Annotated in this window: 17 protein-coding genes; 10 read left to right on the plus strand and 7 right to left on the minus strand. The window is 64.3% G+C overall.

What is annotated here, in order from left to right; all coding sequences use genetic code 11:
• The first annotated feature begins 30 nt into the window (after positions 1-30).
• Both A8950_RS12565 and pbpC read left to right on the plus strand, forming a co-directional pair.
• Entirely contained in the window at positions 31-5,271 is a 5,241-nt protein-coding gene (locus tag A8950_RS12565) for an alpha-2-macroglobulin family protein (protein ID WP_133614029.1), read from the plus strand.
• A gap of 42 nt (positions 5,272-5,313) precedes the next feature.
• Entirely contained in the window at positions 5,314-7,377 is a 2,064-nt protein-coding gene (pbpC, locus tag A8950_RS12570) for a penicillin-binding protein 1C (RefSeq protein WP_243735625.1), read from the plus strand.
• 3 nt (positions 7,378-7,380) lie between these two features.
• On the opposite strand, the gene A8950_RS12575 is transcribed toward pbpC, so the two are convergent.
• Both A8950_RS12575 and A8950_RS12580 read right to left on the minus strand, forming a co-directional pair.
• The gene (locus A8950_RS12575) at positions 7,381-8,778 is read right to left on the minus strand and encodes an aminotransferase (RefSeq protein WP_133614031.1); all 1,398 of its coding nucleotides are present in this window, start codon (positions 8,776-8,778) and stop codon (positions 7,381-7,383) included.
• 27 nt (positions 8,779-8,805) lie between these two features.
• Entirely contained in the window at positions 8,806-10,497 is a 1,692-nt protein-coding gene (locus A8950_RS12580; protein WP_133614032.1) for a tetratricopeptide repeat protein, read from the minus strand.
• 165 nt (positions 10,498-10,662) lie between these two features.
• Here A8950_RS12580 and A8950_RS12585 point away from each other — a divergent pair, with 165 nt between their 5' ends.
• From A8950_RS12585 to A8950_RS12595, 3 genes are all read left to right on the plus strand, one after another.
• Positions 10,663-11,895 carry a D-alanyl-D-alanine carboxypeptidase family protein gene (locus tag A8950_RS12585; protein WP_166645149.1) on the plus strand — a complete coding sequence of 411 codons (1,233 nt, stop codon included), beginning with the start codon at positions 10,663-10,665 and terminating at the stop codon, positions 11,893-11,895.
• Positions 11,896-11,996: 101 nt separating this feature from the next.
• Positions 11,997-12,593 carry a CC0125/CC1285 family lipoprotein gene (locus tag A8950_RS12590; protein WP_133614034.1) on the plus strand — a complete coding sequence of 199 codons (597 nt, stop codon included), beginning with the start codon at positions 11,997-11,999 and terminating at the stop codon, positions 12,591-12,593.
• A 122-nt stretch (positions 12,594-12,715) separates the two neighbouring features.
• Positions 12,716-13,423, plus strand: coding sequence for a DUF502 domain-containing protein (locus A8950_RS12595; protein ID WP_133614035.1), 708 nt, complete (start codon positions 12,716-12,718; stop codon positions 13,421-13,423).
• On the opposite strand, the gene recG is transcribed toward A8950_RS12595, so the two are convergent.
• Positions 13,415-15,496 carry an ATP-dependent DNA helicase RecG gene (gene recG / locus A8950_RS12600; protein ID WP_133614036.1) on the minus strand — a complete coding sequence of 694 codons (2,082 nt, stop codon included), beginning with the start codon at positions 15,494-15,496 and terminating at the stop codon, positions 13,415-13,417. The genes A8950_RS12595 and recG overlap by 9 nt on opposite strands.
• 76 nt (positions 15,497-15,572) lie before the next feature.
• On the opposite strand from recG, the gene A8950_RS12605 reads away from it, so the two are divergent.
• Both A8950_RS12605 and mfd read left to right on the plus strand, forming a co-directional pair.
• The gene (locus tag A8950_RS12605; RefSeq protein WP_133614037.1) at positions 15,573-15,848 is read left to right on the plus strand and encodes an FAD assembly factor SdhE; all 276 of its coding nucleotides are present in this window, start codon (positions 15,573-15,575) and stop codon (positions 15,846-15,848) included.
• A 4-nt stretch (positions 15,849-15,852) separates the two neighbouring features.
• Positions 15,853-19,332 carry a transcription-repair coupling factor gene (gene mfd / locus A8950_RS12610; protein WP_133614038.1) on the plus strand — a complete coding sequence of 1,160 codons (3,480 nt, stop codon included), beginning with the start codon at positions 15,853-15,855 and terminating at the stop codon, positions 19,330-19,332.
• Between the two features lie 3 nt (positions 19,333-19,335).
• On the opposite strand, the gene A8950_RS12615 is transcribed toward mfd, so the two are convergent.
• The 3 genes from A8950_RS12615 to A8950_RS12625 all read right to left on the minus strand — a co-directional run bounded on the left by A8950_RS12615 (position 19,336) and on the right by A8950_RS12625 (position 22,632).
• Positions 19,336-19,983 carry a DsbA family oxidoreductase gene (locus A8950_RS12615; RefSeq protein WP_133614039.1) on the minus strand — a complete coding sequence of 216 codons (648 nt, stop codon included), beginning with the start codon at positions 19,981-19,983 and terminating at the stop codon, positions 19,336-19,338.
• Between the two features lie 77 nt (positions 19,984-20,060).
• Positions 20,061-22,286: a N,N-dimethylformamidase beta subunit family domain-containing protein gene (locus tag A8950_RS12620; RefSeq protein ID WP_133614040.1), complete on the minus strand. Its 2,226-nt coding sequence runs from the start codon at positions 22,284-22,286 to the stop codon at positions 20,061-20,063.
• Between the two features lie 7 nt (positions 22,287-22,293).
• On the minus strand, positions 22,294-22,632 hold the full coding sequence (locus A8950_RS12625; protein ID WP_133614041.1) for a hypothetical protein: 339 nt from the start codon (positions 22,630-22,632) through the stop codon (positions 22,294-22,296).
• A gap of 68 nt (positions 22,633-22,700) precedes the next feature.
• Between A8950_RS12625 and A8950_RS12630 the strand changes: the two genes are divergently transcribed.
• Positions 22,701-23,276, plus strand: a complete 576-nt coding sequence (locus A8950_RS12630; protein ID WP_133614042.1) for a PAS domain-containing protein — start codon at positions 22,701-22,703, stop codon at positions 23,274-23,276.
• On the opposite strand, the gene A8950_RS12635 is transcribed toward A8950_RS12630, so the two are convergent.
• The gene (locus tag A8950_RS12635; RefSeq protein WP_133614043.1) at positions 23,277-24,428 is read right to left on the minus strand and encodes an aminotransferase; all 1,152 of its coding nucleotides are present in this window, start codon (positions 24,426-24,428) and stop codon (positions 23,277-23,279) included.
• A 206-nt stretch (positions 24,429-24,634) separates the two neighbouring features.
• On the opposite strand from A8950_RS12635, the gene A8950_RS12640 reads away from it, so the two are divergent.
• Both A8950_RS12640 and A8950_RS12645 read left to right on the plus strand, forming a co-directional pair.
• Entirely contained in the window at positions 24,635-25,759 is a 1,125-nt protein-coding gene (locus A8950_RS12640) for an alpha/beta hydrolase (protein ID WP_133614044.1), read from the plus strand.
• A gap of 55 nt (positions 25,760-25,814) precedes the next feature.
• On the plus strand, positions 25,815-26,723 hold the full coding sequence (locus A8950_RS12645; RefSeq protein WP_133614045.1) for a protein-methionine-sulfoxide reductase heme-binding subunit MsrQ: 909 nt from the start codon (positions 25,815-25,817) through the stop codon (positions 26,721-26,723).
• Positions 26,724-26,880: the final 157 nt, after the last annotated feature.

A 26,880-nucleotide genomic window follows, 5' to 3' on the forward strand; every position in this document is an offset into this window, starting at 1 on the left:
CATGCAACAGAGAGTTCCGGGAAGACCGACATGCGGAATACCAGCCATATGTTCGACCTCGTCGCAACGCGCCTTCGAACCCTGTGGCGCATATTACTTATCCTCGCCTTCCTTGCGCCGCTGCCGGCGGCGGCTGCCGACAAGATCGACGAGATCGCGCAGGAGGCCGCGACCTATCGCAGCCAGCTCATCAAGGATGCGGTGGGGGGAGATTCCAGTCGGATCGAGGAACTGAACAGGCAGGCGGCAGACGAGACGCGTGTCGGCCGCTTCCGTGAGGCTGGCGACCTTCTGGCCCGCGCCGTCGGACTTGGTGACGAATCCTATGAGACCTGGATGGCACTCGCCAGTGCCCATGAAGGGGCGCAGCAATGGAAGCTTGCGGGACTGGCAGCCTACCGGGCCTTCATCGAGGTGACGGATTACCAGCGGCAGGGCGATGCGCTCAATCGCGTCGGTCGTAATTTCGACCGCCTCGGCGAGTTCGAGCGCGCGCTCGCGGCCTATGACGCCGCCGGTCGCTATTCGTATGACCAGGAGGCCTATGCGCGCGCCGATCAGTTGCGTGGCATGCTGGCCTTCGGGCTCGCCGGGACGCAACTGAACACCGATGGTGACAGGCCAGAGGCATGCCTCGAATTCCGCGCCGATCTCGCCGCCACCGATGTGGTCGCCTATGAAGACTATGTCCGTATCGAGCCTGCGACCAAGGTGTCATACCGCGTTTCGGGCAATCAGCTCTGCCTGGGCGATCTCGATTTCGGCGGCAACTACAAGGTGACCGTCCTGCGCGGCCTGCCGTCGCTCTATGAAGACAAACTGGACCGGAACGAGGAATGGGCCTTTTCGGTCGGTGATCGCAACCCGACCGTCGGCTTTCGCAACCAGTCCTACGTCCTGCCCAAGATCGGCAGTACCGGCATTCCGGTCATTACGGTCAATGTCGACACCGTGGCTTTGCGCCTGATGCGGATCAATGACCGAAACCTGGTGAACGAACTCTATGAAGGCCGTTTCCTCAACAACCTCGAGGAATACGACAGGGAACGGATTGCGCAGGAATCCGGCGAGGAGATCTGGACCGGCGAGATGGATGTCGCACGCGAGCGGAACAAGCGAACCGTCACGGCCTTTCCATTCGACGAAGTGGTGCCCGCGACCGAACCCGGAATCTATATCCTGATGGCCCGCAACGCCGCGGATCAGCAGGATCCCAACGACTACAGGTGGCGCTGGCAACCCCAGGCCACGCAGTGGGTGATCGTCTCCGATCTCGGCCTCACCACCTTTGCCGGGATTGATGGTCTGACGGTACAAGCGCGCTCGCTGGAAACCGGCCGCGCCCTGCATCGGCTGGAACTGCGCCTGCTGGCGCGCAATAACGAGGTCCTGGCATCGACCCTCACTGATACCGCCGGCATCGCGCGCTTTGATCCGGGCCTGCTGCGGGGCGAGGGTGGGCGCCGTGCGACGGCGATCATGGCCTTCCGACGCGACGGCGATTTCAGCTTCCTCGATATCGGCGGGCCGGCATTCGATCTCTCCGATCGCGGCGTCGGCGGGCGCGCGATGCCCGGCGATCTCGACCTGTTCTTCTATACCGACCGCGGCGTCTATCGCCCGGGCGAGACGGCACAAGTCATGGCCCTGTCACGCAACCCCACGGCGCAGGCGCTGCCGGGTCAGAAGCTGACCTTTGTCCTGCTGCGCCCGGATGGCGTCGTTTCCCGCCGCTTCACGGATATCGCGGATACGGGCGGCGCCTATCACCTGCCGATCGAGTTTTCCACGACGGCGCGGACCGGCGCCTGGACCGTCGACGCCTATCTCGATCCCGAGGGAGCACCCATCGCCAGCACTAGTTTCCTGGTGGAAGAGGTGGTCCCGGCACGTATCGAGGCGACCCTGACGCCGGCGGATCAGGATCTGGTTCCGCCCAATCCATTGCCGGTCCAGATCGAGGCCAGGTATCTCTACGGCGCGCCGGCTGCCAACCTGCCGGTGAAGGGCGAGGTGCTGATCGCCGCGGATCCGCAGCCATTTCCCGCCTGGACCGGCTATCGCTTCGGACTCGACGACGAGAAAGTAGATCCAGTTCGCCTTACCTATGACGCGTTCACGACCGACGAATCGGGCCGTCTCGAAATCGATATGTCCTTCGACGAGGTACCGGAAGCGCAGACGCCACTGGCGGCGACGCTGCGCGTCGAGGTCTACGAGTTTGGCGGCCGGCCCGTCATCGAATCGGTGACGAAGTCGATCCGCGACCGCGACCTCTATCTGGGGTTGAAGCCGCTTTTCGCCGACAGCCAGGCGAGCCAGGGCAGTGAGGCGGGGTTCGAGGTGATCGCCCTGGACCGGGAGGGCAGGCAGGTGGCGAAGCCTGACCTAAGCTATCGACTGGTCAAGGAAGAGTGGGATTACGTCTGGTATTACCGCGACAATCGCTGGGACTATGATTATGTCGTCAGCGATGCGGAGAGCAGCACCGGAAGCGTTGACGTACCGGCCGACAAACCGGGCCGCATCGACGTTCGGGTCGATTGGGGCCGCTATCGCCTCGAAGTCTACGATGCCGAGGGCGGCGTTGCGACGTCGCAGCGTTTCTATGCCGGCTGGTGGGCGCAGCCCGGCAGCGGCGGCACGCCGGACAAGCTGCAGGTCGTTGCCGACAAGACCGTCTATGGTGCCGACGAAACGGCGGAAATCCGCCTGACCTCGCCCTTCGCCGGCGAGGCCCAGGTTACCATCGCGACCGACCGCGTGGTTGATTCCTTTCCCGTCACGATTCCAGCGGATGGGAAAACGGTGAAGGTGAAAGTCGACCGCGCCTGGGGAGCCGGTGCCTACGTCCTGGTCAATGCCTTTCGGGCCGGCAACGAACCGAGCCAGGGGCCGGGGCGCGCCATCGGCCTAGCCTGGCTCGGCATTGACCCTGCGCCGCGCAAGCTCGACGTCAGCATGGAGGTGCCGTCGTTCATCGAACCCCGGCGCTCGGTGGAGATCCCGGTGATTGTTGCAAATCTCTCCGGGCAGAGTGCCTATCTGACCCTGGCGGCGGTCGATGAAGGCGTCCTCCAATTGACCGATTTCGCCACGCCGGACCCGATCGGCCACTATTTCGGCAAGCGCCGCCTCGGTCTCGATATTCGCGATCTCTATGGCCAGCTGATCGAAGGCCGCGAAGGTGTCAGGGGGCAGATCCGCAGCGGCGGCGACGGCGAGGGCCTGGCGAAACGTGGTGCGCCGAAGCAGATGAAACTGGTCGCCCTCTTTTCCGGTATCGTCGAACTCGACTCGAGCGGCAAGGCCAGCATCCCCCTCGACGTACCTGACTACAACGGCCGCCTGCGCCTGATGGCGGTCGCCTGGGACGCGGATAAGGTCGGTGCAGGCGAAGCGGACCTCGTGGTGCGTGACCCGGTCGTGGCTCTGGCGACAGGGCCGCGTTTCCTCGCCCCCGGTGACAAGGGCAGCTTGTCCGTATCGGTTCAGAATGTGGCCGGTGCGGCCGGCCTCTATGCCATCAAGCTTTCGACCAGCCAAAATCTGCGACTGACCGGTGAAACCACCTGGTCCAGGGAACTTGCCGCCGGTGCTGCCGGCGATTGGCGGGTCGATCTGGCTGCGACCGGCATTGGCGAAGGCCATGTCGACATGGCGATCACCGGACCGGAGAACTTTGCCCTGACGCGCCGCATCGAACTGCCGGTTCGCGCGGCCCAGCCCCCGGTTACCCGCACCATCACGCAGCGCCTGCAGCCGGGTGAAAGCATGCGCGTGTCGCCGACATCGCTGGCCGATTTCCTGCCGGAAACGGCTGATCTCAAGCTGTCCTTCAGCGCGACACCAAACCTCGACGTGCAGACCGTGCTTACCTCCCTTTCGCACTATCCCTATGGCTGCGTCGAGCAGACGACTTCCGTCGCCTTTCCGATGCTGTTTGCCAACGAACTGGCGGAGCGGTGGAGCCTGAAGGCTGAACTGGTCAAGGACGACCAGCAGAGGGTCCAGGATGCCATCGGCAGGGTTCTTGAGCGACAGCGGATCGATGGCCTGTTCGGCCTTTGGTCGAGCTATTCGCCCTCCGACAACTGGCTCTCCGCCTTTGTCATGGACTTCCTGACCCGAGCCCGGGAGCAGGGCTATGCGGTCTCCGATATCGCCTATCGCAACGGCCTGGACGGGCTTGGCTATGTCGTGACAACCTATTACGACCAGTCGGCCAGCAATCTCGCCGCCCGCGCCTATGCGCTCTATGTCCTGTCGCGGGCGGGGCAGGGGCGGCTGTCCGAGTTGCGCTATATGGCGGACAACTTCATGGACCGGCTGCCATCGGGCCTCAGCCTGGCGCAATTGGGCGCGGCGCTTGCGATCCACGGCGACAATGCCCGGGCGGGCCTCGCCTTCGACGCCGCTATTCTCAACGCGAACCGCGCAAGACGACCGTTGATGGATTACGGCTCCGAACTGCGCGACTGGTCCGGAATCATCACCTTGATGGCAGAGGCAGGTCTGCCCGGCTATGATGCTGCCGCCTATCTCGACAAGCTGGCCGGGCTGCAGCTCTCGCGCGACTATCTCAGCACCCAGGAACAGGTCTGGCTGCTGCTGGCCGCACGCGCCACCAGTTCGGCGGCAACGCCCAATGTCAGCATAGCGCGTGACAACCAGGATGCGGTCTCGCAGGCGAAACCCTACATGCTCGCACTTGCCAGCGGAGAGCTGACCGAGGGGACCGTCTTCGTCAACAAGGGCAGCGATGTCGTCTATGCCAAGGCGTCGGCCAGCGGTGTTCCATTCGCCGATCTGCCGGCACAAGAGAGCGGCTTCAGGATAAGCCGCAGTTTCTATCATCTTGACGGCTCTCCGGCCGACCTGTCGCAAGTGCGGCAGAACGACGTGCTGGTGGTCCTGGTCGGCGGCGAACTGACGGCGCGTCATATGCGCCGGACGCTGGTGGTCGATATGCTGCCCGCTGGCTTCGAGATCGAGAATGCCCGCCTCAGCGATGCGCGCCAGACGACCGACCTCTCCTGGCTGGCCGAGCTTACCAACCCGGTTTACGCCGAGTATCTCGATGATCGCTTCATCGCGGCGCTCGAACTTGACGGCGACAGCGAGTACCGCAGCTTCACGCTGGGCTACATGGTGCGCGCCGTGACGCCGGGCACCTTCACCCTGCCGGCTCCCGCGGTCGAGGACATGTATGCACCGGAGGTGCAGGCCCGTGGCAGTCGTGGCAGTGTGACGATCACGCCGTTCCGCTGAATGTGGCGTTCGTTGGGATCGGGGAGAAGGCGTCGGCGGGCATTGGCCGTCGTACTTCTCCTTGCGCTGCTGTCGGGCGGCGCCTGGTGGCTGGACCGTGCCAATCCGCCGTTTCAGGGCCGGCTCGGCGACCAATCCGCCCTGGTCCTGGCCGCCGACGGCCAGATCCTGCGGGCCTTCGCTACGGCCGACGGCGCCTGGCGCTTTCCAATCGAGGTAACGGATGTCGACCCACGGTTTCTGCGCTATCTGAAGGCCTATGAAGATCGACGCTTTGACCGGCATCCCGGCATCGACCCGCTGGCGGCCATGCGCGCAATCTGGCAGGCGGTCGTTCACGGCGAGATCATCTCCGGCGCGTCGACGCTCACCATGCAGACCGCGCGCCTCCTTGAACCGCGACCAAGGGACCTGCAGGCGAAGGTGATCGAGGCCCTGCGGGCGTTGCAGTTGACTTGGCATTGGGGCCGGGCGCGCGTTCTGGATACCTACCTGACGCTGGCACCCTATGGCGGCAATCTCGAGGGCATTCGCGCCGCAGCGCTCGCCTATTTCGGCAAGGAACCGCGGCACCTGACCGAGGCCGAGGCGGCATTGCTGGTCGCCCTGCCGCAGAGCCCGGAACGATTGCGTCCCGACCGGTTTCCGGAAGCTGCCCGCGCCGCGCGCGACAAGGTGTTGCAGCGCCTCCTCGACCAGGGGGAGATCGATTCTGCGAGCTATGAGGCGGCGCGCGCTGAGGCGGTGCCGACGCGGCGTCGTCCGGCCCTCACCGATGCGCCGCATCTCTCTGAGCGGCTGCGACGGCAGTTTCCCGGAAATCGCGAGATCAACACCTATGTCAATCGCGCGCTGCAATTGCGCCTGCAGGATATGCTGAGCCGCGCCGCGCGAGAGCTTGAAGCCGGCGCCACGGCGGCCGCATTGGTGGTCGCCAATGACGGGCGCCGGGTGATCGCCTATGCCGGCTCGGCGGACTATTTCGACCGGCGGCAATTTGGGCCGATCGACATGGTGCGGGCGGTGCGTTCGCCGGGGTCGACGCTGAAGCCGTTCATCTACGGCATGGCCTTCGACCAGCTGGCGGTGCATCCCGAGAGTATCATGGTCGACCAGCCGATGCGCTTCGGTGATTATGCGCCAGAGAATTTCGACCGCCTTTTCCGCGGCGAGGTGCCGGCGCGCGAGGCGCTGCAATTGTCGCTAAATCTGCCGGCGGTGGCCCTGCTCGATGCGGTCGGCGCCCCCCCTTTTGCGCGACGCCTGGCTGATGCCGGGTACCCGCTGGCCCTGCCGAAGGATTCGGGACGGCCCGGCCTACCCATCGCGCTCGGCGGGGTCGGCGTCACCCTGGAACAGATGGTCGGCCTCTATGCGGCTCTGGCGGATCAGGGGCGCGCCCTGCCACTATCCCTTGCCGAGGGTGAAGCGCCGGGGGGCATGGTCCGGCTGCTGGATCCGCTCGGCGCCTATTATGTCACAGATATCCTCGAGGATACGCCGCCACCGCCAAGCTGGCTCGCCGCCGGCAACCGTCGGGACGGCAGCCGCATTGCCTACAAGACCGGCACGTCCTACGGCTATCGCGATGCCTGGGCCCTCGGCTATACGCGCGACTATACGATCGGCGTCTGGGTTGGGCGCCCGGATGGCAGTTTCTCGGCCGGGCGCATGGGGCGGGACGCGGCGGCGCCGTTGCTGTTCGACATATTCGACCAATTGCCGCCCAGCGGCAGCGCGCTTGCCGAAACGCCGCCGGCTGGCGCCCTGCTGGTTGGGCAGAATGCCCTGCCGCCCAATCTGCGCCGCTTTCGTACCGCCGGCGAGATCGACCTGGCTGGCCCCGAGCGGGACAAGGTGCGGATTGCCTTCCCGCTGGACGGGGCAACGATGATGTTCAGGTCGATTGGCGGCACCGCGGCACCTCTGGTGCTGAAGGCGGAAGGTGGCAGGCTGCCGTTGCGCTGGATGGTCAACGGCCGGGCGGTCGGCTCGCAGCCCTATCTGCGCCAGACGCAATGGAACCCCGACGGCCGGGGCGCCCATCGCGTCACGGTGATCGACGCCAACGGCAATTCGACCAGCGCCGAGGTATGGCTCAAGTAGCCTCTACTTCCGCAATCCTTCGCGGGCGAGGTCGCCGGTCACTTCGACAATGCTCTGGCGCAGGATGCTGACGGCGTCGTCGATCTGGCCGCGATTGACGATGAGGGGCGGCGAGAGGACGACCAGATGACCCATGGGCCGGGCCAGAAGGCCCTTTTCCTGGCATTTCTCGAAGATCCGGCGGCCGACTTCCCATTCCGCGGGCGGCACGGTCTTCTTCTCCTTGTCCGCCGTGCATTCGACGCAGACCATGAAATGGCTGCCGCGCACGTCACCCACCATGTCGAGATCGATGAGGGTGCCGAGCTGCTCGCGGAAATAGGGGCCTACCTTGCGCACGTGGCCGCAGATATCCTCGCGCTCGAAGATGTCGAGATTGGCCATGCCCGCGGCGCAGGAAACCGGATGCGCCGAATAGGTATAGCCATTGGCGAAAATCTGCCCGCGCCCGGCCTTGTCGGTTAGCGTCGAATAAAGCCGGTCGGAGACGATCATGGCACCCAGCGGTACATAGCCGGAGGTGAGGCCCTTGGCGCTGGTGATGATGTCAGGCTCGATGTCGAACACGTTCTTCGAGGCAAAGATGTGCCCCAGGCGCCCGAAACCGGTCACCACCTCGTCCGAGATGTAGATGACGTCATACTGGCGGCAAACCTCGCGTGTGCGCTTCTGGTAACCCTCGGGCGGCACGATGACACCGCCGGAAGCCAGCAGTGGCTCGGCGATGAAACAGGCCACATTGTCCGGACCCAGTTCCAGGATCTTGTCCTCGAGATCCTTCACCTTCGCGTCGCAGAACGCTTCCATCGTCATCCCTTCCGGGCGACGATAGGGATTGGGCGCGGGCAGGTGATGAATGAAACCCGTTTCGAGATCCATATTGCCGCGATCGGCCGGCTTGCCGGAGACCGATGCGGTGAGGTAGGTCGAGCCGTGATAGGCATATTCGCGGGTGATGATGTGCTTCTTTTTCGGTCGGCCGTGGAAATTGTTGAAAAAGGAGACAAAGCGCAGCGCCGAATCGACCGCGGTCGAACCACCCGTGGTAAAAAAGACGTGCTTCAGATCGCCCGGCGTATGTTGCGTCAGGCGATGCGCAAACTCGATCGCCGGCGGGTTGCCGATCTGGCCGAAGGGCGAGAAATAGGCCATGCGCCTAGCCTGCGCTGCCATGGCATCCGCGATCTCGTCACGGCCATAGCCGGCATTGACGCACCACATGCCGCCGATTCCGTCGAGCAGCTTCTTGCCGTGCACGTTATAGACATAGGCGCCTTCGGCCTGCGCCACGATCAGCGGTTCGCGCTCCTTCACCGTACCCAGATCGACCCATGGATGAATCAGATGGTCGCGATCCTTCGTGGCGAGATCGATCGCGTCGAAGGCGAAATTGCTGGACATGGAAAACTCCGGATACGGACGGGAAAATCAGTTCGTCGGCGATTTCAGAAGCTGCTTCGCCTTGGCGATGTCGGCCTCCGGCATCTGCCGGTCGAGATCGTTCAGCATGGATCGCGCCGGTATGGCCATGGCACCACCGCCATCGGCTACTAGGCTCAGCCATCGGTATGACTCGACCAGGTTCTGCGGCACGTTCGGGCTGCGGAAGTAGAGCAGTCCGGCCTGGTACCGCGCCTTTTCATTGCCGGCTTCGGCGGCGCGCAAATACCATTTCAGCGCCTCGGTATCGTTTTGCGGGACGCCCTGTCCGAAATCGTGAATTTGCCCGACCAGCACCTGCATCGCGGCATCGCCGCCTTCCGCCAGTTGCGTGAAAATGGCGAGTGCGGTCTGCGGTTCCCCGCGTTCGAAGGCGGCCCAGCCATCGGCGGCGGTGGCGCCCGCGGGCACCGCCACTGGCGCCATGACGGGTGCCGCCGCCACGTCCTGCACAGCTGCCGGCTGCGCGGCCGGGGCCGGTATTTCGCCATTTGCCGGTACTTCGATGATACCGGCGGATTCCGGCGACGCATCCTGGCCAGGGGCTGCGCCGCAGCGGCGATAGGCTATGCCGACCATAGATTGCGGCATGGAGTCGGGGACGCCGGCGATGACCATCCGGCTGTCGTCCTCGCGACGATATGCGTAAACCTGGGTCGAGCCGTCGCTGGCCGTTGATGTCACGCGAATGAGGTTGCCCTCGATCTGATAGGTGGCGCGCATGCGGACCGCCACTTCGCCATCGAACCAGCTCAGGTTTTCGGTCGTCGTGAATTCGATGCCGCCATCCCTCGGACAGCCGAGCGACGGCCCCTGCCATTGTCCGATCAGCCAATTGCCGTCGCTGCGCTGTACCGGGGCGATCATGGCCGTTTGCGCAGTGGCTGGCTGTGTGGCCTGAACCGGCTGGGGTTGAACCGGCATGGCTTGAACCGGTTGAGGCTGAGCCGCTTGAGGTTGAGCTGGCTGGGGCGCCGTCGCCGTACCGCTCCCGCCGATGGCCACGGTATCGCCGCCGATATCGAGCAGGATCTCCTGGGACGGATTGGCGGGTGCAGCCGCCGGGCTGGTCTCGGAACCAAGGCCGCTGATGGTGAGGTCACCAGCGGCCGCGCTGTCCGAGGCCCCGGTCCCGGTCGCGCCTAGGGCCTCGGTCGGACCTTGTACCGGGACGGCCAGACTGCCGGTCGTTGTCGGCGTCGTGAAGGTCGGTGCCGCATTGGCGCTCTGCGCCGACACGGCAGATGGCCGCAACTGACGCAGCAGCGACACCGACTGGCGATCACCCTTTGCTGCCGCGCGCTCATACCATTGGCGCGCCATTTCGACATCGAATGGCTTGCCATGGCCGGTGGCGTATTGGTTCCCCAGGTTGCGCATGGCCAGCGGCAGGCCGCCTTCGGCCGCCATTTCGTACCAGCGGGCAGCTTCGTAATTGTCTTCGGGCACCCCAAGACCATGGTCGTAGAGGGCGCCGATGCTGTTCTGCGCCACGGGATCGCCAGCCTCGGCCAAGGGCCGCCATGCCTCAAGGGCCGCCAGGAATTCCCCCCGGTAATAGGCATTGACGCCGGTCTGGTAGTCTGCGGCAGCCGGAACGGGCGTCATGGCGAGGAGCCCGATGCCGATAATTCCGTAAAACGACGCCTTGCGCGCGAAATGGCGCGTGATTCGGATCACAATTGCCCCCAATTCCTCTAAAATTCACACGATAAGGGTGCCGACCTTCTTGAGATTCCAGCAGATTTGGTGTTTCAACGTCCAGTCCCATTGTGGCAGCCGAGGGAAGCCGAGGGAAGCATGTTGCTGCGGGCCCATCAGAGCATTGGACGGACCGGACGGCGGATGCCGTTCCGCCGCCTTATGTCCCGCCTGCTTTCAGGTTTGTTCTGCCTGATCCTCCTTGTCGCTTCCATGGCCGTGACGCCGGCTGTCGCCCGGAACGCCTCGCTGCTGATCGATGCCACCGACGGGAGGGTGCTACAGTCCCGGGATGCCAACGCCCTGTGGTACCCCGCGTCGCTGACCAAGATGATGACGGCCTTCATGGTGTTTCAAGCGATCGAGGCCGGCAAGGTCGACTGGCAGACAAAACTCAAGGTTTCCGCCAATGCCGCCGGCCAGTCGCCCACCAAGTTCGGCCTGAAGGCCGGCCAGACCGTGACCGTCGAGCAGGCGCTCAAGGCGATGCTGGTCGTCTCCGGCAACGACGCCGCGGTGGCGCTGGCCGAGGCATTGGGCGGGTCCGAGGCGGCCTTTGCGCAGATGATGACGGCGACCGCCCGCAGTATCGGCATGGAGCGCAGCGTCTTCCGCAATGCATCCGGCCTGCCCGACGATGGCCAGGTAACGACCGCCCGCGACATGGCGGTCCTGGCGATGCGGATCATCAGCCACTTTCCGCAGCACTACCATCTGTTCAACCTGCGCAGCGTGACCATCGCCGGACGGACGCAAGGCACGGTCAATGGCATACTCAGCAGCTATCCCGGGGCCGATGGCATGAAGACCGGTTTCACCTGCGGGTCTGGCTACAATCTGGTGGCCTCGGCCGAGCGGGATGGCCGGCGCCTGATCGGTGTGGTCCTGGGCGGTCGCAATCGTGGCGAGCGCGCCGCCCTGATGACGCAGCTTCTCAACGCCGGCTTTGCCAACAAGGGCAGCGGCAGCCAGTCGCTCAAGGACCTTGCGATCCAGGTATCGGCGGCGGAGCAGGGCCCCCCGCCGGTTGCGCTGAATGGCGGCGACTGCAGTGTCGCCTCGCGCGAGGAAGGCGGCACCATCACCTCGGCAGCACGGCTTTCCGGTTGGGGCGTCGTGTTCGGGGCATTCCCCAAGCGCAACCAGGCGGAGGCCCTGGTCGAAAAAATGCGCAAGGACCTGGCGGGCACAATCGGGAAATCGCGCCCGGCCATCATCGAAAAGACCTGGGAAGGCGTTTCGCGCTATTCGGCCCTCCTGGTCGGCCTTGAGCAGGCCGACGCCGGCAAGGCCTGCAAGAAAGTCTGGGCTGAAAAAGGGTATTGCCTGGCCTTGAGTCCGGCTGTCCTTACCAATCCGAACGCGGAATGGCGATGACTTGGTCCGCCTGCGCGGCGGGCCTGGACGGGATGATCACATTTTTGCGTGCCGGCAATACGACTGTCACGCCCCGCGCGCCCCGATGCTAGAATAAGGTGATGCGCGCTCTTGTCCCACACTCCCTTGCTCTGGCCGTCTGTCTGCTGCTGGTTGCCTGCACCACCCCGCAGCCGCCGCGGCCTGCCATGCAGCCGTTGGCGGTCGCGGGCAATTTCGGCTATAGCGACCGCCGCGTCGACGCGGATACCTTCGAGGTCACCTATCGCGGTGCCGAAGTCACGGTCAGCAGCAGCAACGCCCGCAACGATCCCCGTCTGGATGCAGAAAAGCTGAAAGTCCACGACCTTGCCCTGCTGCACGGTGCAAGGCTCGCGCAGACGGAGGGGGCGGCGGCCATCCGCATCGTGAGTGAAAGGATCGACAGCGACACTGATGTCCGGTCGCATCCGCGTTGCCGGCCATCGCCCTTCTGGGGTCCGCCGGGCTATTGGGGCTACTACCCGCACTATTACGGCTATGGCGGGTATGGTTGGCCCGGGTCCTATTACGATTGTTATGAATCCCGCTGGGCCAAGGCCCGCGCAACCGCCGTCCTGACCGTCGATCTGGTCCCGGCCGGGACCGAGGGGGCCGAACCCACCGCCGCCGTGATCGAGCGCCTGGAAAAGCTGTACGCCGGTGCGACCTATCCCTGAGGCGGGCAATCCGGCCGGATTTGCGGGGACTGATAACGGCTAATTCCTGCTATTGCGATGCAGACGCGGTTGCTGTTGGATAGCCCGCCTTGGACGGATACTGGCAAAGGGACGGAACGAATATGGGTGAACCGGAGGAGCCGCAGGCTGGCCGCCAACAGGGCAGCCAACCGCCCCGCCACGTCATCGGTTTTGGCGCAAGGCTGCGGAACTATTTTCTCGCCGGGATCCTGATCACGGCGCCGGTCGGCCTGACGGTCTATATCGCCTGGTTGTTCATCTCGTGGGTGGACGACACGGTGCTGCCCCTGGTGCCCCCGAAATACAATCCCGAAGCCTATCTGCCATTTTCGATCCCAGGAATTGGCCTCATCATCATTCTTGTGGTCCTGACCACGATCGGTGCCGTGACGGCCGGCATACTCGGCCGCGTGACGCGGCAATTGATGGAGAGCATCCTCAACCGCCTGCCGATCATCCGCTCGCTCTACGGCGCCATCAAGCAGATTACCGAGACGGTGCTGGCCAACAAATCCTCGGCCTTCCGCGAATGCGTGCTGGTCGAATTCCCGCGCAAGAATGCCTGGACCATCGCCTTCGTCACAGGCGCAACTCCCGGTGACGTGGATGCTGCAGTCGCGGGAGAGTTGGTGACGCTGTATGTCCCCACGACGCCGAACCCGACCTCGGGTTACCTTATTTTCGTACCGCGCGAGGAGGTTCGCCCGCTCGACATGTCGGTCGAGGACGGCATCAAGCTGATCGTCTCGGGCGGCATCGTTACCCCGGATATGGCGAAAAAGAAGCAGAAGCTGCCCGCCTCAACCTGACCGGATGGTCTTCACCACCGCATCTTTCGCGAAGAGATAGAGGAGCACGCGCAGCGCCGTGCCGCGCTCGCTTACCAGCTCGGGGTCCTTTTCCAGGATCAGGCGTGCGTCATCGCGTGCGATCTGGATCAGGTCGGCATGGGCGGCAAGGTCAGCCAGGTGGAATTCCGGCATACCGCTCTGCCGCGTACCGAGGAGTTCGCCGGCGCCGCGTAGCTTCAGGTCTTCCTCGGCGATGCGAAAGCCGTCCTCGGTTTCGCGCATGATGGCGAGGCGCGCTTTCGCGGTTTCGCTCAGGGGCGTCTGGTAGAGCAGAATGCAGCTCGACTTGCCGGTGCCGCGGCCGACCCGGCCGCGCAGCTGGTGGAGCTGGGCAAGACCGAAGCGCTCGGCGTGCTCGATTACCATCACGGTCGCTTCCGGGACGTTGACGCCGACCTCGATCACCGTGGTCGCCACCAGGATTTCGATCTCGCCCTTCTGGAAGCGGGCCATGGTCTGGTCGCGCTCGGCCGCCTTCTGCTGGCCATGCACCAGGCCGACCCGGTCGCCGAAAAGCTGCCGCAACATGTCATAGCGTTCGGTGGCGGCCGCCAGGTCGACCAGTTCCGATTCATCCACCAGCGGGCAGACCCAGTAGACGCGCGAGCCCTGGCCGACGGCACGGCGCAGGCCGTTGGCGACCTCGTCGAGGCGGTCGAGCGGGATGGTGCGCGTATCGATCGGCTGGCGCCCGGGGGGCTTTTCGGTCAGGCGCGAGACATCAATATCGCCATAGGCGGTGAGGGTGAGGGTGCGCGGGATCGGCGTCGCTGTCATGACCAGCAGGTCGACGCCCTTGCCCTTGTCGGCCAGGGCCACCCGTTGCTGCACGCCGAAACGATGCTGCTCGTCGACCACGGCGAGGCGCAGATCCTGGAAGGTGATGCTCTCCTGCACCAACGCATGGGTTCCGACCACCAGCCGTATGGCGCCGTCAGCCAAGCCGTTGAGGATGTTCTCGCGCGCCTTGCCCTTGTCGCGGCCGGTGAGCAATTGCAGGCGAATGCCGGCCGCCTTCGCCAGCGGTTCCAGCGTGGCGAAATGCTGCCGCGCCAGTATGTCGGTTGGGGCCAGCAGGGCGGCCTGGCCGCCGGCCTCGACCGCGATCAGCATGGCAAACAGGGCCACCACCGTCTTGCCGCTGCCGACGTCGCCCTGCAGCAGGCGCAGCATGCGCTGCGGTGCCGCCATGTCGCCGGCGATCTCCTCGATCGCCTGGCGCTGCGTATTGGTAAGTTCATAGGGCAGCTTGGCCTTCACCTTTGCAGTGAGGGCGCCAGTGGCGACGCTCGGCCGCCCGGCGAGGCGCCGGTTGTGCTGGCGGACCAGGGCAAGCGCCACCTGCGAAGCCAGTACCTCGTCATAGGCGAGGCGCTGGCGCGAAAGGGTGGCGGGCGAAAGATCCGACGGCGCCGCCGGGCGGTGCACCTGCTCGACCGCCTGCTTCCATTTAGGCCAGGCATGGCGCTTCACCACATGGGGATCGATCCATTCCGGCATCTCCGGCGCGCGCTCGAGCGCCGCCTGTATCGCCTTCAGCACCATGCGCTGGGTAAGGCCGGCGGTGAGGCCATAGGTGGGCTCCAGTTCCCTGATCTCGCCAACCCGCTCTACCGGCAGGATGTAATCCGGATGCACCATGTTGAGGGTGCCGGCATAACGCTCGACCTTGCCGGAAACCAGACGCCACTCCCCCGGCGGCAGCAGGTTCTTGAGATAGTCGCCACGCGGATTGAAAAAGACCAAATCGACCGCCCCGGTCTCGTTGACGCAGGAGACTCGATAGGGCTGGCGCGGCCGCTTCGGCTCCAGATGGACCGTCACCTGGACCTTGAGGGTTACCGTGGCACCATCCGCCACCGTGTCGATGGGCGGCTCGTGCTGGCGGGCCAGGAGACCCATGGGCAGGTGCCAGAGCAGGCCGGCGACATGGGGGCCGGTCAATTTCTCGAACAATTTCCCCAGCCTGGGGCCAATCCCCGGCAGGCTGGTCACCGGCGCAAAGAGCGGGTAAAGGAGTTGCGGTCGCACGAGAATCCGGGTCCGGCTGCTGCTGGAAACGGGGGGACTCTATGCGCCAAAGGCTTGTGAGGGAAGGGTTTCGGCGATGGCCGACGCGACCTATCTGCGGAAGAAGCTGCTGTTTCAGTGCCAGCATCGCGGCACAAGGGAGCTGGACCTGGTGCTGGGTCCCTTCGCGCAAGCCAATCTCGAGACGATGGATAGAGACGAGTTGCTGGCCTTGGCTGCATTCCTGAACGAACCCGATCCCGACATCTATGACTGGCTGACCGGTCACACGACCTTGCCGGACCGCCTGCGCAGCCCGGCCATCGACCGGCTGGTTGCCCTCGGCCGGGCACGGCTGGGCGGGCAGGGCTGATCCAATGAAGACGAAATTGCCGTTCGATTTGCCGCAAGCGGGCCGCCATGAAATCGGTGGCGTTCCCGATGGGTATGACGCCCAGCTCGTGGCCGGCATCGCCCGGGCGCGGTCCGTCAACGGCGTGATTCATGTCGCCCGTGACGATCTGCGCCTGGCTCGGATGGTCGACGCGCTACGTTTCCTGGCGCCGGACCTCGAGGTCCTGGCATTCCCCGCCTGGGACTGCCTGCCCTATGACCGCGCCTCGCCGCACCGGGACATCCTGGCGGCACGGATCGAGGTGCTTTCCCAGCTGGCAGCTGCCGGTGCCAGTGGCCGGCCCCTGCCGCTCGTGGTGACTACCGTCGCCGCCATGCTGCAGAAGGTGCCGGCTGCCGCGGCCTTCAAGGGGGCGACGCTTGATCTCGCGAAAGGCGGCGAGGTGCCGCAGGAGAAGCTGGTCGAATACCTGCTCGGCAACGGTTATCTGCGCAATGCGACGGTTTCGGAACCGGGCGAGTTCTCAGTCCGCGGTGGGATCATCGACCTCTATCCGCCGGGAACGGCGCAGCCGTTGCGCATCGATTTCTTCGGTGACGAGATCGAGGACATCCGTACCTTCGACCCACTGACCCAGCGCAGCCTGGAAAAGCTCGAGAGATTCTCGATCAAGCCGGTCAACGAGGTGACTCTGACTCCCGCCGCGATCGAGGCCTTCCGCACGGGCTATCGCGAGACCTTTGGCACCAGCGGCACCGACGACCCGCTCTACGAGGCGATCAGTGCCGGCCGGCATTACCCCGGCATGGAGCATTGGCTGCCCTTGTTCGGGACGCCCCTGGTGCCGCTCGACGCCTATCTGCCCCAGGCCATCGTCACGCTGGATCACCAGGCGGATGACGCCCGCAATGCACGCCTCGACACCATCAAGGATTTCCACGCCGCCCGCAGTGAATTGCAGCGCGCCGAGCGGGAATCCGGATCGCCGGTCTACCGGGCCCTGCCGGTCGCCGATCTTTATCTGGGCGAGGCGGAGTGGCGCAATCTCGGCCGCAAGCACCTGGTTCTGGCCTTCCACCATTTCGGCAAGGGGGCGGCCACGGAGTTGTCCGCCGGCGGCGCGCCCGGCCTAAATTTCGCCGAGGCGCGGACCAATCCGGACGTCAATATCTATGACGCCGCTGCCAGGGCGATCCGTACCGAACAGCAGGCGGGCAGGCGCGTGCTGCTGACGGCGGTGAGCCAGGGGGCCGTCGAACGCATCGGGCATCTGCTCGCCGAGCATGGCCTTGCCAAACAGGTCGCCGTGACGAGCCTCGCCGAGTTCCTGGCTTGGCCGCGCGATACATTGGGCCGGGCTGCCTTGGGGCTTGAGACCGGATTCAATGCCGAAGGCCTGCTGGTAGTGACCGAGCAGGATATTCTGGGCGACCGCCTCACGCGCACGGTCTCCCGGAAGCGCAAGAGCGAGACCTTCCTGGCGGAACTTGCCAATTTCAGCGCCGGGGATTTCGTCGTCCATGTCGATCATGGCATCGGCCGCTACGAAGGGCTGGAGACACTTGATGTTGGTGGCGCACCGCATGACTGCCTGCGCCTGACCTATGCCGGCAATGACAAGCTCTATGTGCCGGTCGAGAATATCGAGGTCCTCTCCCGCTATGGCGGCGAGGAGGCCATCGTCGAACTGGACAAGCTGGGCGGTGCTGCCTGGCAGGCGCGCAAGGCCCGCGTCAAGCAGCGCATCCGCGATATCGCCGCGCATCTCATGAAAGTGGCGGCGCAGCGCGCCATTAAGGAATCGGATCCCCTGACGGCGCCGGCCGGGCTGTTCGACGAATTCTGCGCGCGATTCCCCTATGCCGAGACCGAGGATCAGCAGCGCGCGATCGACGATGTGCTGACCGACATGGCCTCAGGCAAGCCGATGGACCGCCTGGTCTGCGGCGATGTCGGCTTCGGCAAGACCGAGGTGGCGCTTCGCGCCGCGTTCGTTGCCGCCATGGGTGGCAAGCAGGTCGCCGTAGTGACGCCGACCACCTTGCTCTGCCGCCAGCATTTCAAGAATTTCAGCGAACGTTTCCGCGGCTTTCCGCTGAAGGTGCGCCAGCTGTCGCGCCTGGTCGGCGCCAAGGAAACCAGGGAGATCAAGCAGGAGCTGAAAGAGGGCAAGGTCGATATCGTCATCGGTACCCATGCCCTACTGGCGAAATCCATCGAATTCGCCGATCTCGGTCTCCTAATCGTCGACGAGGAACAGCATTTCGGAGTCAGCCAGAAGGAGCGGCTGAAGGAACTTCGCGGCGACATCCATGTACTGACCCTGACCGCGACGCCCATCCCGCGCACGCTACAACTGGCCTTGACCGGCATCCGCGAGATGAGCCTCATCACCACTGCGCCAGTCGACCGCCTCGCGGTGCGCACCTTCGTGCTGCCCTTCGATCCGGTGGTGATCCGCGAAGCGATCCTGCGCGAGCAGTTCCGGGGCGGGCAGATCTTCTATGTCTGCCCGCGCATCGAGGATCTCGACATGGTTGCTGAACGCATCCGCAAGCTTGTGCCGGAGGTAAAGATCGTCACTGCCCATGGCCAGATGCCGGCAACCGCATTGGAGAAGGCGATGACCGCCTTCTATGACCGCAGCTATGACCTGCTGCTGGCGACCAACATCATCGAAAGCGGCCTTGACATCCCGACCGCGAACACGATGATCATTCACCGCGCCGACATCCTCGGCCTTGCCCAGCTCTACCAGCTCCGGGGCCGCATCGGCCGCTCAAAGCTGCGCGGCTACTGCTATCTCACCACCATTCCCAACAAGGCGCTGACGCAATCGGCCGAGAAGCGGCTCGAAGTCATGCAGACTCTCGACCAATTGGGGGCTGGCTTCACGCTGGCCAGCCACGACCTCGATATCCGCGGCGCCGGCAACCTACTTGGCGAGGAGCAATCGGGCCAGGTGCGCGAGGTCGGCGTCGAACTCTACCAGTCGCTGCTCGAGGAAGCCGTCATGGAGGCGCGGGGGCAGGCGCGGGAAGCGCAGAAACAGGATTGGGCGCCGCAAATCAATCTCGGTACCTCGGTCCTCATCCCGGAAGACTACGTCACCGATCTTTCCGTCCGCCTCGGCCTCTATCGCCGCATCGCGACGCTCGAAAACGACCAGGAGGCCGAAGCATTCGCCGCCGAGATGATCGACCGCTTCGGCAAGCTGCCGGTCGAGGTCGAGAACCTGCTGAAGATCGTCGCGGTCAAGCGGCTCTGCCGTGCCGCGGGCGTCGAGCGGATCGAAGCGGGGCCCAAGGGCGCCGTACTTGCCTTCCGTCACAACAAGTTTGCCAAGCCCGATAGGCTGATCGATTTCATTGCGCGCCGCTCCGACATCATGTCGGTCCGGCCGGACCAGAGGCTGGTCTATCGCCAGGAATGGCTGGATGCCGATGCCCGCGTCGCCGGCGTGCGCAAGATCATGGACAAACTGGCGGAACTCGCGGCGTGAAGGTCATGACGCCGCGCGCTCGCGGTCGTCCTCTTTGGCGAGGTCGAACATGTTGTAGAGCACTTCCGGCTCCTGGGCGCCGGAAAGGCCGAAGCGACCGTTGAAGATGAGATAGGGGACACCGGTGATGCCGAGGCGGCGCGACTGGAAGTCCTCGTTGAGGGCGGTGTCGATCTCCGGCAAGCCGTCGACGGCGGCATGGGCCACGTCGTCCGGCAGGCCGACATCGCCAGCAAGGCGGATGAGGGCATCGGCATCGCCGATATCCACGCCTTCCGTGAAATAAGCGGCGAACAGCCGGTCCAGCATCAGCCCGTCGCGCCCCAGCCTTGCCGCCGCCTGGACGAGACGATGTGAACGCAACGTGTTGGGCGTCCGCTTTACGAGGTCGAAGCGGAACGCAATTCCCTCCTGTTGACCGACCCGTGCCACATTGTCGAAGACCCGCTGTGCCCGATCGAGGCTGCCGAATTTCGCTTGCATGTATTGCTGCCGGTCGATGCCGGACATCGGCATGCCGGGATTGAGCTGGAACGCCCGCCAGCGCAGGCTGAGGCCCGGCTGCGGCCGCGCGCTGAGGGCGCGCATCAGCCGACGCTTGCCGATATAGCACCAGGGGCAGACCGTGTCGGCGAAGATTTCCAGCAGCATGGCCGGATTGTTTCACGCGGGCAGGTTGGGAGGCAAGGCCCCTGCCTGACCCTCCCCCCCCCATCCGGGCGAGGGAGTTAGGCGAACGGTTCCGGGTCCAGAAACCGCTTCAGGACGTTCCGGGTCAGGCGCGAGACATTGTTGTCATAATGGTTGTGAGCGAGGGCGGAGGCCCAGGCGATGGAGCCGGTCGCAAAGACCGCACCGCCGGATCGCGTTTCGAAGAATACCAGTTCCGCCCGGCAGCGGTCGCTCTCGATGGCGTCCAACCCCGGAAAGCCCGCCAGCAATTCCTCAGGCGTCAGCAGGAAGGTGTTCGAGTGCTCGACTGATCTGGCGAGGATGAGGGCATGCCGGGGCGTTCCCAGTTCCGGGTCACTGGCGTCGAGTTCGAGGCCGGCCGCCCCGCCCAGGATGCCGAAATCGCCGATCCGCTCATCATCGCCGATACCGGAAAAAATGAAACGAGCCCGCGGATCGAAGGAATCGGCCAGTCGGACGTAGTAGGAACTGGCGTCGAATCCCTCGGTCACGAAACCAACCCCCAGCATCTTCTGCGGCGCGCGGCCCTGGCTCCGCCATAGCCCGCCGAACTCGCCACCCCAGGCATGGAAGCGCTCGCCCGGCGGCAATTCATAGCAGCGCGTACCGGCCTCGCCGCGCCGGAGCTCGATGGCACCCGGCCAGTCGGCGTGGGTGGCGATGCGCCAATAAAACCCATTTCCGCCGGTATAGATGATGCGGCCGGCCTTCTGCTGGTAGGTCTCGAAGGCATCGAGCATCGCCGTGCTATGGTATTCGGGGTGCGTTCCCGTCATCACGCAATGATAGTTCTTGAGCAGGTCATAACCCTCTTCATGCAGCCGATCGTCGGTGATGACGTCATAAGGTTGGCCGATGCCGTGCAGCCAGTCGATGATGTGGAGATCCGCGTTGAAGTTCCAGATGGCGCGCTTGGGTCTGGTGTTCAGGATCGGCCGGTGCCAGCTGGAATGGCAAGCACCCGAACCGTCGCGGTGCCGGTCATAGAGCGAGACGCCATAATCGCGCCGATCCTTCAGGAACTGCTCGGCCGGGCCCAGTTCCAGCAGCGACCCGTAACAAACTTCCGAGAGCGCATCCTCATAGCCGTGATGCGAATTGGCATAGGCGAGATAGGTATAGGTCGAGGCGAGGAAGGCGAGGGAGGCCGTTGCCTTGCCCTTGGGCGGCAGGACGAAGAACGGCACCACGTCCTCGCCGCCATCCGTCGTGGTCAATTCGCAGCCATAGACTCCGCTGGGGAGGTTCGCCGGCAGGGCCCAGGAAAAATCCGTTTCCCAGCCCATATCGTAGAGATCGTCGCAGTGAAAATGGATAGCGCCATAGAGGTCGGGCCGCTCGCGCCAATTGAGGGTCTCGCCACGCCAATGCGCACCGGTGACGGCGCGGGTCGGCAGGTTGACGATCTCCGCGTCGTGGCCGTGTCCGGAGAGATCGCGTAGTTCGCGCCCGCCCATATCGCGGCTGAAATCCCAACTCAGATAGCGATTGACCTTCTTGCTGGTCGGATAGCCGATCGCCGTGAAATCCAGCTCGCCTTCAAAGATGGCCGGCGCCTCGATCTTGCCGTCGAAATGCAGTGACGACTGCCGGCGCCTGTCGGCAGCGAGCGTGACGCTGGCCGCGGCACTCACATAGGCGCCGGCAAGATCGCGGAGGTCGAATTCTACCTCGGCTTCGACAAGCCGATCGGCGATTTCGCCAAAAGCTGGCTCGAGGGCCGTCTGGCACAGCACCAGGCGGCCACCTTGCGCATCGACAAAGAGGCTCAGCCGATACCAGCGGCCGGCCAGCAGGGGCGTTTCGCTGCTGATTGCGATGCGGCCGTCGCCATCGTTCAGTTCTGCGGCTGCGGCCCCCGACCGGTCGAGCCCGAGGACAAGGCCGCGCTGTCGTCCGGATGCGTCGGCGACTGCCTCCTGCCAGGCCAGGACAGTCTGTTTCGCCTCCTTCGCCGGGGCGGTCGGCATGACCAGGGCAACCAGGGTAAAGCCGCCTGCGAGCGGCATTTCCGCCGGGACCTTCGTCACGACATAGGAGCCGATATCTGTTGCCTGCTTGCGGCCTGGATAGTTGCCATTGACCCGGGCGTCGATCGGCTGTGCCTTGTAGCCTGGGCTGTCCGGCCCGTCATCTCCACAGATCAGGCGCACGATGCGCGCGTTGAAGCTTTGCGCGCCACCCTCGCAGGATACCTTGAAATCAAGGCGCTCGCCGGGGCGCGCCGATGGCCGATCCGTATAGCCGGTGATATTCAGCATGACCTGATCATGGCTCCGGCGGCAGATCCCGGTCGCGGAGTTCCTGGCCGGTCAGGCGCTGCCAGCGCAGCTTGAAGACCTCCCATTCCGCCTCCAACTTGCTGGCAAAGACATGACCGGTGGGAGTCACCGGATCCTGTGGCCGGCGCCCCAATTGCGCGAGGCGCCAGGGGCCAAAGCGCCCGTCGCGCAGCAGCACGTAATGTCCCTCAAATGGCTCGGAACGCATGCGGTTGAGGATGCGCTGCAGTTCGGCGCTATGGCGCCCAAAGGGCTTGCGCCTGAATTCGGCGACGAGGTCAAGACGGGTCGGGTCGATTTCATACATGGCGGCGCAGCCTAGCATTCACCTTGCCAGCTGGTCCATCGCATGGAATGTATTCCGTGCAGCGAGAATCGCGGGGGAGTTAGTGCGTGGCGCCGGAAGGAGATGTGGCTGGCAACGGCCTGGTCTTGACTGACTTGACCTCGCCACTGGTTCGAGAACTGCACCGCTATTGGAACGAGATCAAGGGCGACAGGCGCTGGCCGGCCAAGCGGGATTTCGACCCAGCCGCCGTCAGGCGGCTGCTGCCCTATCTGACGATCGAGGAAGTCCATCGCGATCCGCTGCGCATCCGCTTTCGCCTCGTCGGCACGGAACAGGCTCGCTTTGCCGGCCTCGACTATACCGGGTGCTGGCTGCACGAACTGCCATGGCATCCGGCCGTGATCCAGGATCTGCTCGGCCAGTATCGACGCTTGCTGGCTGCGGGCGAACCGGTATTCGGCGCATCCCGCTACAGTTGGGCTGACGGTTTCGAAAAGTCCTTCGAATGGGGCCTGTTTCCATTTGGCGATGGCGGGGACCGGATCGACCATGTCCTCGGCATCGAGGACTTCTCAGGCATCGATCGCGAGCGGCTGGAGCGATTGCTCGAAGGCAATAACGGGAAATTGCGCCATGCGCGACCGATGGCAGCCGGCGGCGGGCAGCCGAAGCCTCTCTGATCAGTTTCTCTTTCTCATGAAGGCGCCGATCCGGTCGATCGCCGTGTCGAGTGTCGTGTTTCGCTTGGCAAAGCAGAAACGGACAACGGAGGTTACCGGTTCCCGGTCATAGAATGCGCTGACCGGAATGGCTGCCACCCGCGCCTCGGCAACGAGCCGCCGGCAGAAGGTGGCGTCATCCTCGCCCCTCTCGCCCAGATCTATGTTGAGGAAATAGGTGGCCTTGGAGGGCAATACCTTGAGGCCGACCTCGGCGAGGCCGCGCGCGAAATGGTCTCGCGCTGCCTGGAAATCCCGGCGCGTACCGAGAAAATAGGAATCCTCCTTGTCCAGCCCATAGGCCACCGCGGCCTGCAGTGCCGGCGGCGTGGTGAAGGTAACGTATTGATGCGCCTTGGCGATGACACGCAGCAGATGCGGTGCGGCGCAAACAAAGCCCACCTTCCAGCCGGTGAGGGAAAATATCTTGCCGGCAGACCCGATCTTGACGACCCGGTCGCGCAATGCCGGCAGGGTAAGGAGCGGCGTATGCGCGACGTCGTCGAAGAGCACATGCTCCCAGACCTCGTCACAGACGGCGACGGCATCAAACCTGGCCATATAGCGGCCGAGCAATTCCAGATCTTCCCGCGCGAATACGGTCGCCGTCGGATTGAGTGGATTGTTGAGCAGCACGACGCGCGTGCGGTCGTTGAACAGCGCCTTCAACTGGTCTTCCTCGATCCGCCAATGCGGCGGCCGGAGGGTCACGAAGCGCGGAATCCCGCCGGCGCGCCGGACCAGCGGCAGATAAGCGTCGTACATCGGCTGGAACAGGATGACCTCGTCCCCCGGTTCGATCAGGGCAAGGAGGGAATCCGTCAGGGCCTCGGTCGCGCCCGAGGTAACCATCACCTCGTTCTCCCAATCCAGCGTCAACCCGTGGAAGCGCTGATAGTGCCGCGCGATCGCCTGACGCAATTCCGGGATGCCCATCATGGGCGGATACTGGTTCCAGCCCGAGACAACCGCCTCGGCAGCTTTCCGGCGAACATCCTCGGGCCCGGGATCATCCGGAAATCCCTGGCCCAGATTGACCGCATCATGCTCGCGGGCAAGGCGCGACATGGTTTCGAAGACCGAGGTGGAAACCTGCGAAAAGATCGGATTCATGGGACTGCGACGGTTGACGTGACCGGCGCATTTTTTGAGCGGCGCGCGGGTGCTTGTCAATTCCACGCGAGCAAATCTATTTCCGCCTATGCCCATGTGAAATCCGCCTTGCATTCCGGTCCGTAACGGCCAAGTCTTTCACCACGGGACCATGGCGGGGCTGATCCTTGCGCAATTGCCGACAGATATTTCTTGCAGCCGTTCTGATGGTGACGGGTTGTTCGGCGACGGCGCCGACCCAGCCGCCGGCCAGTTTTGCGGCCTATCAGGCGGATGCCGCAGCCCTTGTCGCGCAGCGCCGCGCTTTCCAGACCCATGACCGGACGGCCGAGATATCGTTCAACGCGCCACAGGAATGGCGACCGGCGGGCAGGCCGATAAGAGGCATCCTCCTGGTCCATGGCCTTGGCGACTCGCCCTTTTCCTTCACGGATATCGGTCCGGCCCTGGCGCGGCAGGGTTTCCTGGTGCGGTCGGTTCTACTGCCGGGCCATGGTACTCGGCCCGCCGACCTCGTCGATGTCAGCGATGCCGATTGGCATCGTGTCGTGATGGAACAGACGGACCTGCTGAAGCGTGACGCCGGCAAGGTCTATCTGGGGGGCTTTTCGACCGGCGCCAATCTGGTGACTGCACGCGCCCTGGCGGATGACGAGATCGCCGGCCTGCTCCTGTTTTCCCCCGGCTTCAAGTCGGATGGCGGCCTGGAATGGGTAGCGCCCCTGATTGCGCCCTTTGTGACCTGGCTGCGTGAACCCGACCCGGCACGTCCGCAGCAGAACCTGGTGCGCTACCTCAATGTCCCGACGAACGGCTTTGGCCAATTCCACCATACCAGCGCCGACGTGCGTGCCGCGCTCTCGGCCAAGGCATATCAAAAGCCGACGACCATCGTGATAACCAGGCACGATTCCGTGCTTGACGCCCAAGGCATCGCGGATTTGTTCGCCGAGCGCTTCACGCATCCGGACAGCCGCCTCATCTGGTACGGCGATCCCCCGGCCATCGACGATCCCCGGATTGTGGTTCGCCCCGACCATCTGCCGGACTTTCGGATCAGCCAGTTCTCGCATATGAGCGTGCTGTTCTCGCCCGATAATCCGCTCTATGGCCGGGACGGCTCGCTGCGGCTCTGCGAGAACGGCCAGAACCCCGACTTCTATGCCCGCTGCAGGAATGGCGAGGAGGTGTGGTATTCCGATTGGGGATTCGAGATGCCCGACCGCATCCATGCGCGGCTGACCTTTAATCCCTATTTCGACTGGCAGATGCAGATGGCCGGCGAGGTATTGGGCCGCAGCCGTCCAGATGTTCTGACCGGCCAGCCGTAACATTATTCGCATCGCTGCCGAATTACCGAACGGTGCGACCTGAAATGGTGTTGCCTTGTATCCTTGGCTTGACCGAAGCGGCCGCGTTTCCGGCCTCAAACTGAGCGTATTCCTGGCGCTGTTGCTGCCCGGCGCATGGATTGCCGTTGCCTGGGCTTTTGCAACGCCGGACCCTGCGGCCGGCGGCCTGATCGCCGGTGCGGTCACCTCTGCCACCGATGCCATGCCGGTCACCAAGGCATTGCACGAGATCGGTCTCTGGACTGTTCGGTTCCTCATTCTCACCCTGGCGATCACGCCGCTGCGGCGGTTGGCCGCCTGGCCGGCACTCGTCCAGATCCGCCGCATGGTCGGCGTCGCCGCTTTCGCCTATGCCGCCGCCCATTTCTTCCTTTATGTCGTGCAGCAGAACTACCGGTTCGGCTTCGTCGCCAGCGAGATTGTGCTGCGCTTCTATCTTGCCCTCGGCTTTGTCACCCTGCTGGGCCTGTCTGTCCTGGCACTTACGTCGACGGACAGGGCGATGCGGCGTCTCGGCGGGAAGACCTGGCAGCGACTGCACTACCTCGTCTATCCCTTCACAGCGCTTGGCCTCTGGCACTTCTTCCTGCAATCCAAGATCGATGTCAGCGAGCCCGTGCTGATGAGCGGGCTGTTCATCTGGCTGATGCTCTATCGCCTGGCCTATCGCTGGAATGGCGAAAAATCACTGGCGCTGTGGCATCTCCTTACCCTGGCCTGTGCCAGTGGCGCTCTTGCCATGGCGGGTGAATGGGCCTGGTACGAAGCCATGACCACGCTGGGCGGCAGCCGTGTTTTTGCCGCCAACTTCTCGCTCGCCGCCGGATTGCGGCCTGCCTGGTGGGTCCTGATCGCGGGTCTTGCCATGGCCCTGCTGAAGTTGATCGCAGATCACGGCTGGGGCCGGAATCGCGCTGCGGCCAGAACGCGCGCCGCCGCCTGACGGCGGATGAGGCGAGGGCACCTACTCATCCGCCGATAGCCCGTTTCAGGCAGCGCTGATCGACACCGATCACCAGCGAACTTCAAATCCAGTGTCGCTAAGGTCCTTGGCGATGACGAGGGCGAGGCACCGTTCGGCCGCCAGAATGCCTATCGCA

This window comes from Dongia mobilis (assembly GCF_004363235.1).
GTDB classification, from domain to species: Bacteria; Pseudomonadota; Alphaproteobacteria; order Dongiales; family Dongiaceae; genus Dongia; species Dongia mobilis.